General features: G+C 72.1%; 15 protein-coding genes. 6 read left to right on the forward strand and 9 right to left on the reverse strand.

Translation table 11 applies throughout. The features are described from left to right. Nucleotides 1–389: 389 nt before the first annotated feature. The 3 genes from ABZ861_RS19560 to ABZ861_RS19570 all read left to right on the forward strand — a co-directional run bounded on the left by ABZ861_RS19560 (nt 390) and on the right by ABZ861_RS19570 (nt 2,928). Nucleotides 390–1,031: a trimeric intracellular cation channel family protein gene (locus ABZ861_RS19560; RefSeq protein ID WP_361631689.1), complete on the forward strand. Its 642-nt coding sequence runs from the start codon at nt 390–392 to the stop codon at nt 1,029–1,031. Nucleotides 1,032–1,075: 44 nt separating this feature from the next. Beyond that, complete coding sequence (locus ABZ861_RS19565) at nt 1,076–2,353, forward strand: amidohydrolase (RefSeq protein ID WP_361631691.1); 1,278 nt, start codon at nt 1,076–1,078, stop codon at nt 2,351–2,353. A gap of 353 nt (nt 2,354–2,706) precedes the next feature. Next, nucleotides 2,707–2,928 carry a hypothetical protein gene (locus tag ABZ861_RS19570; protein ID WP_361631829.1) on the forward strand — a complete coding sequence of 74 codons (222 nt, stop codon included), beginning with the start codon at nt 2,707–2,709 and terminating at the stop codon, nt 2,926–2,928. 629 nt (nt 2,929–3,557) lie between these two features. Here ABZ861_RS19570 and ABZ861_RS19575 read toward each other — a convergent pair. The 9 genes from ABZ861_RS19575 to ABZ861_RS19615 form a co-directional block, all read right to left on the reverse strand. Next, the gene (locus tag ABZ861_RS19575) at nt 3,558–4,517 is read right to left on the reverse strand and encodes an ABC transporter substrate-binding protein (RefSeq protein WP_361631693.1); all 960 of its coding nucleotides are present in this window, start codon (nt 4,515–4,517) and stop codon (nt 3,558–3,560) included. Between the two features lie 159 nt (nt 4,518–4,676). After that, on the reverse strand, nt 4,677–5,345 hold the full coding sequence (locus ABZ861_RS19580; protein WP_361631695.1) for an ABC transporter permease: 669 nt from the start codon (nt 5,343–5,345) through the stop codon (nt 4,677–4,679). Then, a complete protein-coding gene (locus tag ABZ861_RS19585; protein ID WP_361631697.1) occupies nt 5,342–6,058 on the reverse strand; it encodes an ABC transporter permease subunit in 717 nt (238 codons plus the stop codon). The genes ABZ861_RS19580 and ABZ861_RS19585 overlap by 4 nt, the downstream gene beginning before the upstream one ends. Next, entirely contained in the window at nt 6,055–7,209 is a 1,155-nt protein-coding gene (locus ABZ861_RS19590; protein WP_361631699.1) for an ABC transporter ATP-binding protein, read from the reverse strand. The genes ABZ861_RS19585 and ABZ861_RS19590 overlap by 4 nt, the downstream gene beginning before the upstream one ends. A 281-nt stretch (nt 7,210–7,490) precedes the next feature. After that, on the reverse strand, nt 7,491–7,856 hold the full coding sequence (locus tag ABZ861_RS19595) for a DUF6479 family protein (RefSeq protein ID WP_361631701.1): 366 nt from the start codon (nt 7,854–7,856) through the stop codon (nt 7,491–7,493). 263 nt (nt 7,857–8,119) lie between these two features. Then, on the reverse strand, nt 8,120–8,527 hold the full coding sequence (gene msrB, locus ABZ861_RS19600; protein WP_361631703.1) for a peptide-methionine (R)-S-oxide reductase MsrB: 408 nt from the start codon (nt 8,525–8,527) through the stop codon (nt 8,120–8,122). A 14-nt stretch (nt 8,528–8,541) separates the two neighbouring features. Next, nucleotides 8,542–9,933: a UDP-N-acetylmuramate--L-alanine ligase gene (gene murC, locus ABZ861_RS19605; protein ID WP_361631705.1), complete on the reverse strand. Its 1,392-nt coding sequence runs from the start codon at nt 9,931–9,933 to the stop codon at nt 8,542–8,544. 78 nt (nt 9,934–10,011) lie between these two features. Continuing rightward, the gene (locus tag ABZ861_RS19610) at nt 10,012–10,485 is read right to left on the reverse strand and encodes an indole-3-glycerol phosphate synthase (RefSeq protein WP_361631707.1); all 474 of its coding nucleotides are present in this window, start codon (nt 10,483–10,485) and stop codon (nt 10,012–10,014) included. Between the two features lie 337 nt (nt 10,486–10,822). Next, nucleotides 10,823–11,653: a pyrimidine reductase family protein gene (locus ABZ861_RS19615; protein ID WP_361631709.1), complete on the reverse strand. Its 831-nt coding sequence runs from the start codon at nt 11,651–11,653 to the stop codon at nt 10,823–10,825. A 37-nt stretch (nt 11,654–11,690) separates the two neighbouring features. Here ABZ861_RS19615 and zapE point away from each other — a divergent pair, with 37 nt between their 5' ends. The 3 genes from zapE (at nt 11,691) to ABZ861_RS19630 (ending at nt 15,223) form a co-directional block, all read left to right on the forward strand. Next, complete coding sequence (gene zapE, locus ABZ861_RS19620) at nt 11,691–12,800, forward strand: cell division protein ZapE (RefSeq protein ID WP_361631711.1); 1,110 nt, start codon at nt 11,691–11,693, stop codon at nt 12,798–12,800. Between the two features lie 264 nt (nt 12,801–13,064). Then, on the forward strand, nt 13,065–14,204 hold the full coding sequence (locus ABZ861_RS19625; RefSeq protein ID WP_361631713.1) for an SPFH domain-containing protein: 1,140 nt from the start codon (nt 13,065–13,067) through the stop codon (nt 14,202–14,204). A 122-nt stretch (nt 14,205–14,326) separates the two neighbouring features. Then, nucleotides 14,327–15,223 (forward strand): polysaccharide deacetylase family protein, encoded by an 897-nt coding sequence (locus ABZ861_RS19630; RefSeq protein WP_361631715.1) that lies wholly within the window; start codon nt 14,327–14,329, stop codon nt 15,221–15,223. The last annotated feature ends 28 nt before the right edge of the window (nt 15,224–15,251 follow it).

Below are 15,251 nucleotides of genomic sequence, written 5' to 3' on the forward strand. Positions count from 1 at the left end.
GACAAGTGCGCCGTTCCGTTCCGGCAGGCCGGCCGGCACTGCCGGTAGCTGCTCGACTCAACCCGCCCATGGAGATGATTCAGGGGCCGGCCCAAGTCCGCTCGGCCCGCTGCTCTGTCCGGGTGCCTGGTACGGGAATGACGGGGCCCGTCGATAGAAAGTGACCACCTCCTGCTCGGGGTGACCCCACACCTGCTCAGTGGGTTTCCCCACCCGTACGGCACGTGATCTGCGAACGGAGGCCACAGTCGCAGTCCGGCCAGCCAGTGGCGGGGGAGGCTGCCTTCGTGCCGTGCCCGGCGGGCAGGTGGCGCCTTTTGCTGCTTCGATGGTGAAAGGTGTGAAGGGAGACGCTGGTGTCTGTGGCGCGGGCGTTGTCGCCTGAGAGCGTGAGCGAGCTGACCCGGGCGCTGGACCTGAGCGGGGTGTTCGCCAACGGCACGCTCGGAGCGGTGCTGGCTCGGGCCCGTCGTCTGGACCTGTTCGGCTTCCTGGTCATCGGCATCGTCTCCGGGCTGGGCGGCGGAATTCTGCGCGACACCCTGTTGCAGCACGGCACGCCCGTCGCCCTGACCGACTACACCTATCTCACGGTCGCCACGGCCGGCACCCTGCTGGCCTTCGTGGCCGACCTGAGCCGCCACACATCCGGCTGGGCCTTCAACCTCCTGGATGCCTCGGCCCTGAGCGTATGGGCGGTCGCCGGGGCGCAGAAGACGCTCGCTGTCGGCCTGGGCTGGCTGCCGGCCGTGCTGCTGGGCACCATCACGGCGGTCGGCGGCGGCGCGATCCGGGACCTGCTGCTCGCGCGGACTCCTTCCGTCTTCGGCGGCACTCCGTTGTACGCGACCGTCGCGATCGCGGTGAGCGCGGTGATGGCGGTCTGCAGCCGGCTCGGCGCACCCACCGTAGGCGTCCTGGCCGGAATTACGGTCGGTATCCCGCTGCGGCTGGCCGCGTTCCACTGGGACTGGAAGCTGCCGGGCAGCCGCGACTGGCGGCCGGGGGCGTCCAAGGACCGGAATCCCTGACCTGAACGGGCACTGCGATCACCCACCGATAGGGAGGAGCAGCCATGACGCCCAAGGACATTGCGGATACTGTCCTGGCCGGGCTCGGTGACATCCGCTCCGACCTCGAAGAGGTCTACAAGGATTTGCACGCCCACCCCGAGCTGGGACACCAGGAGCACCGCACCGCGACCCGGGTGGCGGAACGCCTGAGAAACTGCGGCTGCCAGGTGCACGAGGGCATCGGCGGCACCGGTGTGATCGGTGTGCTGGCCAACGGCGAGGGGCCGACCGTTTTGCTGCGGGCCGACATGGACGCCCTGCCAGTCCTTGAAGATACCGGCCTGCCCTACGCCAGCACGGCCGAAGCCACGGACGCCTCCGGCCGCCGGGTGCCCGTGGCGCATGCCTGCGGTCACGACATGCACGTCACCTGCCTGCTGGGGGCCGCGCGGCTCATGGCCGCCGCGCCGGGGGCGTGGCAGGGCACACTGGTGGCCTTGTTCCAGCCTGCCGAAGAGCCGGGGGACGGTGCTGACCGGATGCTCGCCGACCATCTGAACGACCGTGTTCCCCGCCCAGACGTCGCCTTCGCCCAACATGTGCTTCCCTATCCGGCCGGGCAGGTCGGCACGCGCGCCGGGTCCTTCCTCTCCGCGGCAGACAATGTGAAGATCACCGTCCATGGCCGGGGCGCTCACGGCTCGGCACCGCAGGCAGCCATCGACCCCGTGGTGATCGCCTCGATGATCGTCGTCCGGCTCCAGACGATCGTCTCGCGTGAACTGGCCGCCACCCAGCCGGTCGTGGTCACCGTGGGCTCCGTCCAGGCGGGCGCGAGCGGCAACGTGATCCCGGAGTCGGCCGAACTACTGGTGAACGTGCGCACATACGACGACGAGACCCGGCAGGCCGTCCTGGCAGCCGTGCGGCGCATCGTCCATGCCGAGTGCGACGCCTCCGGAGCGACTCGTGCGCCGCAGATCGAGGAGGGCACCCGCTTTCCGCCGACTGTCAACGACGACGTGGTAACCCGCGAGGCTTCCGGCGCTTTCGCCGCGATGTTCGAAGAGCGCGCGGGCACTGTCGAGCTGCAGAGCGCCAGCGAGGACTTCAGCCGGATCCCGGACGCCTTCGGCACCCCGTACACCTACTGGGCCCTGGGCTGTGTCGATCCGGACTCCTACCAGGCCGCCCGGCAACACGGCACCGTGGCCCAGGACATCCCGGTCAACCACAGCCCCCGCTTCGCACCGGTCCTGCAGCCCACACTGGACACCGGCGTCCAGGCCCTGGTCACAGCCGCACTCACCCAGTTGGGGAAACCGGGCCGTACGAGCTGAGGGGCTTCCGGCCGGTCCGCCCCTGATACCGCAGACAGCAATCGACCGCCCCGGCTGACGCCCGCGCAGCCAGCGTTGCTGTGGTTCTCGGCGCCCACACAGTCACCTGGACGGATCTTCCGGGACGCGCTGTGCTCCCGGCCGTGATTTCGTTCTTTGCGGAGCTCCCTGCCCGTCCGAGCGTGAGATACACAAAAACGAAAGAACACAATACGCGCATCGAATCGAGGAACCGCTGACTACATACAGGGTCGGCTACTTCGCGGGAAGTCTGGCGACCCAGTCCATCAACGGGACGCTCTCCAAGGCTCTGATCCGGCTGGACAACGTCTCATGGGCTTCCCGGCCGCTTCATGCGCTGGCTGCAGCAGCACGGGGGCTACGAAGGCGTCACCGTCGCGGCCCACTCTGCTGCCCTGGGCCAGGGCAAATGGCTGATCTTCGTTCCGGTGCGGGGCAAGACCGAGACCAAGCGGACGGTCGACATCCTCCGAGCGCAAGGAGGCAGCGAGATCTTCCACCTCCGCCGATGGACAGTGCAGTTCTTTCCCCCGAGCTATCGGCTGAAGCCGTAAAGGGTCTACGACGCCTTGCGCGCCCTGCACCCCGGTGTTCCCGGCGCCGGCAAAGGAGGCGGACATGGGGCATGCTGCCGCCGGTCTGGACGATCTGACCGCCTTCCTGGCCCGCCTGACCGCCTTGCTGCTGCGTTCTTCCGGCGAGGGCGCCTACTCCATCGACAGGGCTGTGGGCGTCAGCGTTCGGGCCTTCGGAGGCCAGGCGTCCGTAGTCCTCGTGCCCGAAGCGGCCGTGCTCTCGGTCGCCGCGGCCGACGGCCGCATCCGCACCGTCTGCGTGCACGGCTTCCCGGACGTGACACGGCTCGACCAAACTGCGGCGCTCAAGCCCTTCCTGGCCGAGATCAAGACGGGCCAGCTCGGGATAGCCGAGGCCGACCGAAGGCTGGCACGCGTCGAGGCCGCACCACCGCCGTACCCCGGCGGGGTGCCGCTCGGCCAGCACGCTGTGCGGGAAGGATCCGGGCTCGCCGCCGAGCAGCACGGGGGCCGGGGCAGTGTCGGGCATGCGTCTCACCGTAGCGAACGGCGCCGCGCCGCCGCCCGCACCGGGCCGGGGCCGGAGCGGCGCAGGGCGCCCGGCCGGTCGGCCGGGCGCCCTGCGCCCTACGTGCGTGCCGCCGCCGTCAGGCGAGGCCGGCGGACTTCAGCCAGGCGCGGGCGACGTCCAGCGGGTCCTTCTTCTGTGCCTGCACCTGGGTGTCCAGGCGGAGCAGCGTGGCCGTGTCGAGCTTCGCGGAGAGCGCGTTGAGCGCGTCGGCGCCCTTCTGGTCCAGGGCGTCCTTGCCGACGAGCGGCTGGACGTTCTGGAAGCCGAAGAGGTCCTTGGAGTCCTTGAGCGGGACGAACTTATTCTGGGAGATGCTCGGGTCGGTGGAGAAGACGTCCGCGACCTGCACGACGTCCTTCTTCAGCGCCGCCTGGGTCAGCGGGCCGCCGGCGTCCAGCGCCTTGAAGGACTTGAACTGGAGCCCGTAGACCGATTTCAGGCCCACCAGGCCCTGCTGCCGGGTCTGGAACTCCGGCGAGCCGCCGATGACCAGGTCCCCGGCCGCGTCCTTGAGGTCCGCGATGGAGGAGTCCGCGGTGAGGCGGTACTTCTTCGCGGTCTCCTCGTTGACCGTGACGCAGTCCTTGTCCTGGGCGGGCGAGGGCTCCAGCAGGGTCAGCTTGGGGTCCAGCTTGGCCTTCAGGGCCGCCGTGGTGTCCGCGAGCGACTTCGGCGCGGCGCTCTTGTCGAGGTAGGCGAGGAGCGCGCCGTTGAACTCGGGCAGCACGGTGATCGCGCCGTTCTTCATCAGACCGTAGGTGGTCTCACGGCTGCCGATGTTGGGCTTGTACGAGACCTTGACGCCCTTCGCCTTGAGCGCCTCGCCGTAGAGGTCGGCGAGGAGCGTGCTCTCGGGGAAGTTGTTGGAGCCGACGACGACGGATCCGCCGCCCGACTTGCCGCCCTTGAGCGGGTCGCCGGACGAGCTGCTGGAGGAGGAGCATCCCGCCAGCAGGGCCGTGGTCGCGGCCAGGGCGACGACCGCCGCGCCGTGAAGTCGTGTGCTGGTCATGGTCTTCTTCGTGTGAGACGTCACAGTTCCCGTTCCGGGCTCGTAAGTGGGTGAAGTAGAGGAAAAGGGCGAAGAGGCGGATGTTCGGTCTGAGCCGGCGGCCCGGCCGTCCGTCACGGGCGTCCGGGGCGCCGGTCGGCCTCGGCGCGCGACGGCGGCGTACATCGGGTGCGGGAAAGGCGGTCAGCGGGCACGGCGCACTCCGGGGGAGACCGCGAACCGCCCGGCCGCCCAGAACACCGCCAGCGTCGCCAGCGCCAGCACGGCGACCAGCGTGGCCCCGCCGACGACCTTCTCGTAGTCGAACTGGTAGAGGCCGTCGACGATGTAGCGGCCGAGGCCGCCGAGGCTGACGTACGCGGCGATGGTGGCCGTGGAGATGATCTGGATGGCCGCCGAGCGCAGTCCGCTGAGGACCAGCGGGAGCGCGACGGGCAGTTCCACCTGGAAGAGGATGCGCGACTCCCCCATGCCCATGCCGCGGGCCGCGTCCACCGGCGAGGGGTCGACGGAGCGCATCGCCTCGTAGGAGGTCACCAGGATCGGCGGGACGGCGAGGACGACGAGCGGGATCATCACCGGCACGAGGCCGAAGCCGAGCAGGATGAACATCAGCACCAGCAGGCCGAAGCTGGGCAGCGCCCGCCCGGCCGTGGCGATCAGGGCCAGCGCGTTGCCGCCGCGCCCGTAGTGGCCGGTGACGAGTCCGACGGGGAGCCCGATGGCGGCGGCGAGGGCGAGCGCGATCACGGAGTACTGAAGGTGCTCGGCCAGGCGCGCGGGCACGCCGTCGTAGCCGTGCCAGTGGCTGCTGTCGCCGAAGAAGGCGGTGATGAAGTGGAGTGCGTTCACCGGGCGGTGTCCTCGATCGCGGACGCGGCCGGCTCGGGCCGGTCCTCGGCGGGCCTGGCCTTGCCACGGCGCGTGGCGGCCGGCATCCAGGGGGTCAGCAGGCGGCGGACCAGGACCAGCGCGGCGTCGGCGAGGACCGCCAGGGCCGCCGTGGTCACCACGGAGTTCACGGCGAGTTCGGGCCGGTGGTAGCTGTTCGCGTCCTGTAGCAGGTTGCCCAGGCCGCCTTGGTCGCCGATCAGCATGCCCACGCTCACCAGGGAGATGCTGGACACGGTGGCCACGCGCAGACCCGCGATGATCGCGGGCACCGCGATCGGCAACTGCACCTGGAAGTAGCGCCGGACGCCGCCCAGGCCCATGGCGCTGGCCGCCGCCAGCGTCTCCCCCGGCACCGAGCGCACACCGTCGACGATGGCCGGGACGAGCACCACGAGGGTGTAGACGGCGAGCGGGATCATCACGGTCAGCTCGGTCTGGCCGGTGTAGTCGATGAGGATGACGAAGAAGGCCAGCGACGGGATCGCGTACAGGACGGTGGTCAGGCCGAGCACGGGGGCGTAGAGCCAGCGGAAGCGCACGCACAGTTGCGCGACGGGCAGCGCGGCGAGCAGTCCGGCCAGGACCGGCACGAGGGCTTCGCGCAGGTGCAGGCCGATCAGGCCGAGCCAACTGGTCTGGAGGTCGCTCGGTATGTCGAAGAAGCCGCTCATCCGGCGACCTTGGCCTCGGCCTCGGCGGCGGGCGCGGCGGCGCCGCCGTCCTCGGCGTGGGCGCTGCGGATCGCCTCGCCGATCGCTTGCTGCGAGACGACGCCGACCGCGCGTCCGGCGTCGTCCACGGCGACGGCCCAGCCGGTCGGCGAGAGCACGGCGCAGTCGAGCGCGGCGCGCAGGGATCCCTCGCCGTACACGAACGGCCGCCCGTGCGGCAGCAGCCGGGCGGGGTCGGCCGGCCCGTCGGCCAGGTCTTCTCGGGCGGCCCAGCCGAGCGGCTTGCCGTCGCCGTCGGTGACGAGGAGGTACGGCGCGCCGTCGGCGGCGGCCGCGGCGATCCGTTCGGCGCCGGCGTCGGCGGCGACGATCGGGGCGGTGCGCAGGTCGAGTCCCCGGGAGCCGAAGAAGGACAGCCGGCGGATGCCCCGGTCGGCGCCGAGGAAGTCCTCGACGAAGGGGTCGGCGGGGGCGGTGAGCAGTTCGGCGGGCGGCGCGTACTGGGCGAGCCGGCCGCCGGTGCGCAGCACCGCGACCATCGAGCCGAGCTTGATCGCCTCGTCGATGTCGTGGGTGACGAAGACGATGGTCTTGCCCAGCTCGTCCTGGATGCGCAGCAGTTCGTCCTGGAGGCCCTTGCGCACCACCGGGTCGACGGCCGAGAACGGCTCGTCCATCAGCAGCACCGGCGGGTCCGCGGCGAGCGCGCGGGCCACGCCGACGCGTTGCTGCTGCCCGCCGGAGAGCTGGTAGGGGTAGCGCCGGGCGAGCGCGGTGTCGAGGCCGACGCGCTCCATCAACTCCGCCGCCCGTTCACGGGACTTCTGCTTGCCCCAGCCGAGCAGCCGTGGCACGGTGGCGATGTTGTCGACGATGGTGCGGTGCGGGAAGAGGCCCGCGTTCTGGATGACGTAGCCCATCGAGCGGCGCAGGGCGTTGACGGGCTGCTCGCGGATGTCGGCGCCGTCGAGCAGGATGCTGCCCTCGCTCGGGTCCACCATGCGGTTGATCATGCGCAGGGTGGTGGTCTTGCCGCAGCCGGAGGGTCCCACGAGGACGGTGATGGAGCGGTCCGGGATGTCCAGCGACAACCGGTCCACCGCCACCGTCCCGTCCGGGTACCGCTTGGTGACTGTGTCTATGCGTATCAAAACGCCGAACGCCCTTCGGGTCGAGTTTGGCAGTCTGCCCGCTCTCGGCCGCCTCACTCGCGGCATTGCCACAGCGAGTCTAGACGTACGGCGTCACCGCGCCCCGGAGGGCCGATCGGGTCGGCCCCGACGCAGGGGCACGGATGCCCTCTGCCCGTTTCGCGCCGGTGTATACGTCCGCGCGCCCGCCGATCTGAACCGGCGGGCGCGCGGGGGCGCGAAGGCGAAGGGGTGCGGGGGCGAAGGGGTGCGGGGGCGCGGGGGTGCTGTCGGGGCAGAGGTCAGGTGCGGCCGGGGCCGCCGCTGCCGAAGGAGCCGCTGCCGCCCGGCGCCCAGCGGTGCCGGTGCTGGTCCTGGCTGCGCCGGGTGCTCGCGGCGTGCAGGTCGTGGGGCAGGATCCGGGCGCCGTCGTCGCTGTGGACCTCGTCCGGCTCGCGGATCTCACTGATCTCCACGACGGCGCCGGTGACCGGCAGGTGCGGCTGCTCGGACGGCCCGGGGCGGTCCGGCTCGCGGCGCATCACGCCGATGCCCATGCCCACCGCCCAGACCAGGGCGAACACGATGACGAGCCCGCCGACGAACGCGCCGACGACGATCCACGCGCTCGGCCCCGCGGCCAGTACGGCATGGGACGCTGCGACCATGTCTTCCACTGTCTTCCACCTGCCTCTGCGGAGATGCGGAGAAGTGCATGACGAACGGGCCGCACGTGACGTTCAAGACGTCACGTGTGCCCATAGTGTCGCACTTTGGTCAATGCACCGCAAAGCCTCGCATTCCGACCGACCGTCCGCGTCGGCCGACGCGGGCGGCCGACGCGGAAGGTCGGTCAGACGCAGGCGGACGGGCGCTCAGGCGGACGGGTAGGCGCAGGCGGGCGGGCACTCAGGCGCAGGCGGGCGGGCGCTCAGCCCTCCGTCGGCGCCAGCCGCAGCGAGATGCTGTTGATGCAGTACCGCTGGTCGGTGGGGGTGGCATACCCCTCCCCCTCGAAGACGTGCCCGAGGTGCGAGCCGCAGCGGGCGCAGCGGACCTCGGTGCGCACCATCCCGTGCGAGCGGTCCTCGATCAGTTCCACCGCGTCGGTGTCCCTGGGGTCGAAGAAGGACGGCCAGCCGCAGTGGGAGGCGAACTTCGTGTCGGAGGCGAACAGCTCGGCGCCGCACGCCCGGCAGGAGTAGACGCCCTCGGTCTCGGTGTCCGTGTACTCACCGACGAAGGCGGGCTCGGTGCCGGCCTGGCGCAGCACGGCGTACTCGGCGGGGGTCAGCTCCGCGCGCCACTGCTCGTCCGGCTTCTCGACGTCGTACGACATGAGCCCTCAGCCCCTCAGTTCTCGGTCAGACGGTCCAGGATGCGCGGTCCGAGGTCGGTGACGTCGCCCGCGCCCATGGTGAGAACGAGATCGCCGGCCTTGGCCATTCCCGCGATCACGTCCGGCGCCTCCGCCGCGTCGTGGACGGCGGTGACGTCCGCGGCGGCGGCTCGGGCGGCCTCGACGATCAGGTCGCTGGTCACGCCCGGGATCGGGTCCTCGCGGGCCGGGTAGACGTCCAGGACGACGGAGGCGTCGGCCAGGGCGAGCGCCCGCCCCATCTCCTCGCCCAGCTCCTGGGTGCGGGAGAACAGGTGCGGCTGGAAGACCACCAGGATGCGGCCCTCGCCCGCCGCGCCGCGCATCGCGTCCAGGTCGGCGGTCATCTCGGTGGGGTGGTGGGCGTAGGAGTCGATCACCTGGACGCCCCCGGCCTCGCCCTTGAGCTGGAGGCGCCGCTTGACGCCGGTGTAGGCGCCCAGGGCGGCGGCCAGCTCGGCGGCGGGGACGCCCGTCGCCGCGCCGGCGGCGAGCGCGGCGACGGCGTTGTGCGCGTAGTGGCGGCCGGGCACGGAGACCGCGAAGGTCAGCTCCGCGCCGTCCAGCAGGACGGTGACCTCGCTCGTGAGGCCCTGCGGCACGACGGACAGGATCCGCACGTCGGCGTCGGCCGACTCGCCGTACGTCACCGTCCGCACCGCACCGCCCAGGCGGCGGGTCAGCTCGCGCGCGCCCTCGTGGTCGGCGGAGATCACCAGGGCGCCGCCGGGGACGATCTTCCCCGCGAAGGTCTCGAACGACTCGTGGATCTCCTCCATCGAGGCGTAGTTCGCGTGGTGGTCCAGCTCCACGTTGAGGACGATGGCGACCTCGGGGGCGTACGTGTGGAAGCTGCGGTCCGACTCGTCCGCCTCGGCGACGAAGAGGCCGCCCTCGCCGTGCCGCGCGTTGGAGCCGGGCCCGTCCAGGTCGCCGCCGATGGCGTAGGAGGGGTCGAGGCCCAGTGCGGTGAGGGAGACGGCCAGCATGGACGTCGTGGTCGTCTTGCCGTGGGTGCCGGCCACCGCGATCGGGCGCAGGCCCTCCATCAGCGCGGCCAGGGCGTCGGAGCGGTGGACGACCGGGACGCCCAGCTCGGCGGCGCGGACCAGCTCCGGGTTGTCCTCGCGGATGGCCGAGGAGACGACGACGCAGCTCGCGTCGTCGGCCAGGTGCCCGGCCGCGTGCCCGACGCGCACGGTGACGCCCAGCGCGCGCAGCGCCTCGGCGGTCGCGGACTCCTTGGCGTCGCTGCCCGCCACCCGGGCGCCGCGCTGGGCGAGGATCTTCGCGATGCCCGACATCCCGGCGCCGCCGATGCCGATGAAGTGCGGTCGGTCCATGGCGGTAGGAAGGCCGGGTGCCATGCGCTTATCTCCCCAGGTGGTGCGGCTGCGGTACGACGACGGTGCGCGCACCCGCTCGCGCGGCGGCGCCGCCCCAGCCTATGCCTTGCTGTGCGAGAACAGCTTCAGCACCGGGACGCCGACCTTGTGCCGGGCGCGCGAGGCCCAGTCCCGGTGGAAGAACTCCTCCACGTAGTGCGGATCGGTCAGCACGATCACCTCGTCCGCGCCGACCTCCCCGGCCAGGGCCTTCAGGGCGTCCAGCGGATGGTCCTCGATCAGCCGGCCCTCGGCGCCGGCCCCCGCCGCGCGCAGCGCCGCGAGGGACACCTCCAGGGCCCGCTCCCCCTCGGTCCTCGCCTGCGCCCCCTCGGGGGCGTCGCCCTCGCGGGCCGCCTCGTCGATCTCTCCGAGCGCGATGTCGTCGATGGCCCGCAGCAAGCGGTCCGCCTGGTCGCCGCGCGGCTGGAGCAGCACGTGGAAGAAGACCGGCTCCTCGCCGTGCAAGGTAGTGACGAACTCCACGTCGGCGGAGGTCAGGGCCTTCTCGATCATCAGAACGCTGGTGAACACCGGGTGCCCTTTCTGCTGCGAGGGCCGCGCCCTCTGACTGAGGGCCGGACCCGACCCTTGCAGAAACCATCCTTCCCCGTGATCGTGTGGGTATCGCCACTATCGCCCGCACCGGCCGCAACAGAACGGAATGGGGCATTCCAGACATTGACTGAAACGGGGGCTCCGCAGGGCCGTTCATATGGGCGGATGCCGTCGGTCGCGGGGGGGGCGGGCACATGGGGGTGTCACGCTTACGGGGGACTGGCTCATAGGCGCTCAGGCGCACTGGGGTTCGGGCTCACAGAGGCTCGGGCTCACGGCGGGCTCAGGCGCACGAGGGCTCAGGCACGGGGGCTCAGGTCGCCCGCCGGTACTGGCTGAACAGGAACCCCTCCTCCTCCAGCAGGGAGCACAGCTCGAACCGCCGCGGGACGGCCACGGAGGGCCCGCCGGCGATGCGCTGGGCGTCGCCCGCGGTGAGCAGCGGGGCGACCGTCAGGCACAGCTCGTCCAGGACGCCGGAGGCCGCCATCTGGCCCAGCAGCCGCGGGCCGCCCTCGGTGAGCAGGCGGGTGCAGCCCAGCTCGGCCAGGGCTCGCACCGCGCGCGCCGGGTCGACGCCCGCGCCGTCGCCCGCGACCACCACCCGGACGCCCGCCTTCCGCGCGGCCGTGACCCGCTCCGCGGGGGCGGCGGCGCCGGTGAGGATCAGCGTGGGCACGAGCGGCGAGGCGAACAGCGGCAGCGAGAGGTCCAGGTCCAGGCCCGCGGACACCACGGCGACGGCCGGGGCCGGGGCCTGCCCGGCCGCCGCCCGCAGCTCAGCGAACTCGCGCCGGGCGCGGGCCGGGCGGTACCCCTCCTGCCGTACCGTCTGCGCGCCGACCACCACCACGTCCGCCAGCGCCCGCAGCACGCCGAAGATCCGCATGTCGGCGGCGCTGGAGATGGGCTGCGACCGGCCCTCGTGCTGGGCCGCGCCGTCCAGCGTGGAGACCATGTTGGCCCGCAGCCACGGCGCCGGGCCCTCGGGTCCTGGCTCGGGGTAGGCGTAGGCGGCGGCCAGTTCGGCGAGGCTCCACTCACGGTCCACCAGCGCCCCGGGCAGGCGGGCGGCCCCCGTCCCGGGGACGTCGTCCGAGGTGGGGGCCGTTGTCTCATCGGTCACAGGGAACAGGCGTCGCATGACAGGCAGTGTTCCACGCGCCTTACCATGGGGAACCGTGTCGTCCTCCCCAGCCGCTTCCGGCTCCAGCCCCGTGACCGGCGCTCCCCTGTCCCTGTGCGCCCGCGAGCCGCACGTCGCCGCGGACCGCCTGGTGGCCGAGATGGTGCCGCCTCCGCGCTTCGACTCGGTGCGCTTCGCGACGTACATACCGGACCCCGCGCAGCCCAGCCAGACCGAGGCCGTGCGGGTCCTGGAGGACTTCGCCGGCGGTCTCGACGAGCCGACCGGCGCCGGTTCCCCGCGGCGCGGCCTGTTCGGCTTCGGCAGGGGCCGGGCGAAGGCGGCCAAGGCGGCCGCCGGGCCGCGCGGGGTCTACCTCGACGGCGGCTACGGCGTCGGCAAGACCCACCTGCTGGCCTCCCTGTGGCACGCCGCCCCGGCCGAGCCCGCGCGCAAGGCGTTCGGCACGTTCGTGGAGCTGACCAACCTGGTGGGCGCCCTCGGCTTCCAGAAGACCGTCGAGACCCTGTCCGGCCACCGCCTGCTGTGCATCGACGAGTTCGAGCTGGACGATCCCGGCGACACGGTGCTCGTGTCCACCCTGCTGGGCCGGCTGGTCGACGCGGGCGTGGGGCTGGCGGCCACCTCCAACACGCTGCCGGGCAAGCTCGGCGAGGGCCGCTTCGCCGCCGCGGACTTCCTGCGCGAGATCCAGGGCCTGTCCGCGCACTTCCGCGCGCTGCGCATCGACGGCGAGGACTACCGCCACCGCGGGCTGCCCAAGGCCCCGGCGCCCTTCTCCGACGAGCAGGTGACCCGGGCGGCGCACACCGCCCAGAACGCCTCCCTGGACGACTTCCCGCAGTTGCTGGAGCACCTGGCGAAGGTGCACCCCAGCCGCTACGGCGCGCTGACCGACGGGCTCGGGGCCGTGTGCCTCACCGGGGTGCGGCCGGTGCCGGACCAGTCGACGGCGCTGCGGCTGGTCGTGCTGGCCGACCGGCTCTACGACCGGGAGGTGCCGGTGCTGGCCGCCGGGCTGCCCTTCGACCGGCTTTTCAGCGAGGAGATGCTGAACGGCGGCTACCGCAAGAAGTACTTCCGCGCGATCTCCCGGCTCACGGCGCTCGCCCGGGACGCCAAGGGACTCGTCGACGCCTCCTGACGGACTCGGCCGCGCGTCGCGGGCCCTTCCGGGGCTGCGGGGTGGGGCGCGGTCCGGGACGTGGTCCGGTGCGGGTCGGGGCGCGGTCCGGTCGGGGTCGGGGTGTGGTCCGGGTCGAGGCGCGGTCCGGTCGGGGTCGGGGCGCAGTCTGGTGCGGGTCGGGGCGCAGTCCGGTCCGGGGGCTCGACCGCGTTCTCCGGCCGGGCCTATCGTTGAAGCACGCCCCCAACGGGCGAACGGACGACTGGGCGAGGAGTCGTCGTCATGCTTCAGGACGTTCTGACCGCTGTGATCGGCGTGGGCTGCGCGGGGCTGGTGTACCTGGCGGCGGCCGCACGGGTCGTCAAGCAGTACGAGCGAGGAGTGGTGCTGCGGCTCGGCCGCATCGCCGGGGGCGAGCGCGCGCCCGGTTTCACGGTGATCATCCCGTTCGTGGACCGGCTCTACAAGGTCAACATGCAGATCGTCACCTTGCCGATCCCGGCCCAGGAGGGCATCACCCGGGACAACGTGACGGTACGGGTGGACGCGGTCGTCTACTTCAAGGTCGTCGACGCCGCCAGCGCGATCATCCAGGTCGAGGACTACCGGTTCGCCGTCTCCCAGATGGCCCAGACGTCCCTGCGCTCCATCATCGGCAAGAGCGACCTGGACGATCTGCTGTCCAACCGCGAGCAGCTCAACCAGGGGCTGGAGCTGATGATCGACAGCCCGGCCATCGGGTGGGGCGTGCAGATCGACCGCGTGGAGATCAAGGACGTCTCCCTGCCGGACACGATGAAGCGGTCCATGGCCCGCCAGGCGGAGGCCGACCGGGAGCGACGGGCGAGGATCATCAACGCCGACGCCGAACTCCAGGCGTCCCGCAAGCTCGCCGAGGCCGCGCAGCAGATGGCGGACACTCCGGCCGCGCTCCAGCTCCGGCTGCTCCAGACGGTGACCGCGGTCGCCACCGAGAAGAACTCCACGCTGGTGCTGCCCTTCCCGGTGGAGCTGCTGCGCTTCCTGGAGCGGGCGGCCCCGCAGCCGACGCACAACGGATCGGCGGCGCCCGGCGGCGGCGCGCTGGACCCCGCCAGGGTGGACCCCGCCAGGGCGGCTGCCGCCGCCGTCACACCGGTCCGGGCCGCTGCCGACGCCGCTACGTCCGAGCCTGGGCGCCTGCCTGAACCGGCCGCCGAGCCGCTGCCCGAACGGGCTCGCGAGCCCCAGCCGGAACCGCTCACCGAGTCCCTGACCGGGGCGGCCGGCGAGTCCCTGACCGGTACGGCCGGCGAGGGCGTGCCAGAGCATGCGCCTGAGCACATGCCGGCGCCCGAGCGCGTGCCCGAAGCGGCCTCCGAACCGATCCCCGAGCCGGTCTCCGAGCCGATGGCGGACCGGCGGAGCCTGCCCCCCGAGTGACCGCCGCGTAGCCGAGGGGGCCTAGGGCGTGTGCCTGCCGCGTGGCCGCTGGGCCCACCGCCCGAGTGACCCCACGGCCGCGCCGCCGTTCCTCCGACCGACGAGGGCCCTACATTCGTCTGGTGATCTCACTAGTACGACGATTTACCGCAGGCGGGGCTCTGAGCGTCGCCCTGGCGGCCCTCGCCGCCTGCGGCACCGCACAGGCCCCTCATGCCGCCCGTCCGGCCCCGTACGAGGCCACGTCCATCGGCCCAGGATCCACCGCCGTCGCGCCCGCACCCACGGCCACCCGCGCCGCCCCCGCTCCGATGCTCCCCCAGGGACGGGACGGCCGGGCGCCCGTGTTCTTCAACGGACCGCGCACCCAGGGCAAGACGGTCGCGTTCACCTTCGACGCCGACATGACCGCCGACGAGGGAGACCGGGCCGCGAAGGGCGAGCGCTTCGACAACCCAGGGCTCATCGACACGCTCCGCTCCCTCGACGTCCCCGCCACCGTCTTCATGACCGGCAAGTGGGCCGAGACCTACCCGGACGAGGCCCGCGCCATGGGCCAGGACCCGCTGTTCGAGATCGGCAACCACTCCTACAGCCACTACGCCTTCACCCACGGCTGCTACGGCTTGCCCACCGTCTCCAACGACAAGGCGGCCTCGGAGCTACAGCGCACGGAAGCGGCCTTCACCAAGGCCGGCGTCAGGAACCGCGTGCCGTACTTCCGCTTCCCCGGCGGCTGCTACGACAACAAGGTGCTGCGCACGCTCGGCGCCCTGCACGTCACGGCGGTGCAGTGGGACGTGGTGAGCGGGGACGCGTTCGCCTCGGACGCGAACGCCGTGGCCCAGCAGGTGCTGAAGGGCGTGAAGCCCGGCTCGGTGGTGGTCATGCACTGCACGCGCAGCGCCGCCCCGACGACCGAGCACGTCGTGAGCGAGGTCGTGCCGGAGCTGCGCAAGCAGGGCTACCGCTTCGTGAAGGTCTCGGACATGATCAGGTCGGCGAACGGCCGCTCGTGACCGGGTCCGCGCCCCTGCCGGAGTCCTA

This window comes from Streptomyces sp. NPDC046985, assembly GCF_040644415.1.
In the GTDB taxonomy this organism is placed as follows: Bacteria; Actinomycetota; Actinomycetes; order Streptomycetales; family Streptomycetaceae; genus Streptomyces.

What these genes read in the sequence shown, in the direction of transcription:
- ABZ861_RS19615 (WP_361631709.1), bottom strand. Translation starts at nt 11,653, where the DNA reads ATGCGACGCCTGTTCCCTGTGACCGATGAGACAACGGCCCCCACCTCG.
- ABZ861_RS19595 (WP_361631701.1), bottom strand. Translation starts at nt 7,856, where the DNA reads ATGGTCGCAGCGTCCCATGCCGTACTGGCCGCGGGGCCGAGCGCGTGG.
- ABZ861_RS19565 (WP_361631691.1), top strand. Translation starts at nt 1,076, where the DNA reads ATGACGCCCAAGGACATTGCGGATACTGTCCTGGCCGGGCTCGGTGAC.
- ABZ861_RS19570 (WP_361631829.1), top strand. Translation starts at nt 2,707, where the DNA reads ATGCGCTGGCTGCAGCAGCACGGGGGCTACGAAGGCGTCACCGTCGCG.
- murC (WP_361631705.1), bottom strand. Translation starts at nt 9,933, where the DNA reads ATGGCACCCGGCCTTCCTACCGCCATGGACCGACCGCACTTCATCGGC.
- msrB (WP_361631703.1), bottom strand. Translation starts at nt 8,527, where the DNA reads ATGTCGTACGACGTCGAGAAGCCGGACGAGCAGTGGCGCGCGGAGCTG.
- ABZ861_RS19585 (WP_361631697.1), bottom strand. Translation starts at nt 6,058, where the DNA reads ATGAGCGGCTTCTTCGACATACCGAGCGACCTCCAGACCAGTTGGCTC.
- ABZ861_RS19625 (WP_361631713.1), top strand. Translation starts at nt 13,065, where the DNA reads ATGCTTCAGGACGTTCTGACCGCTGTGATCGGCGTGGGCTGCGCGGGG.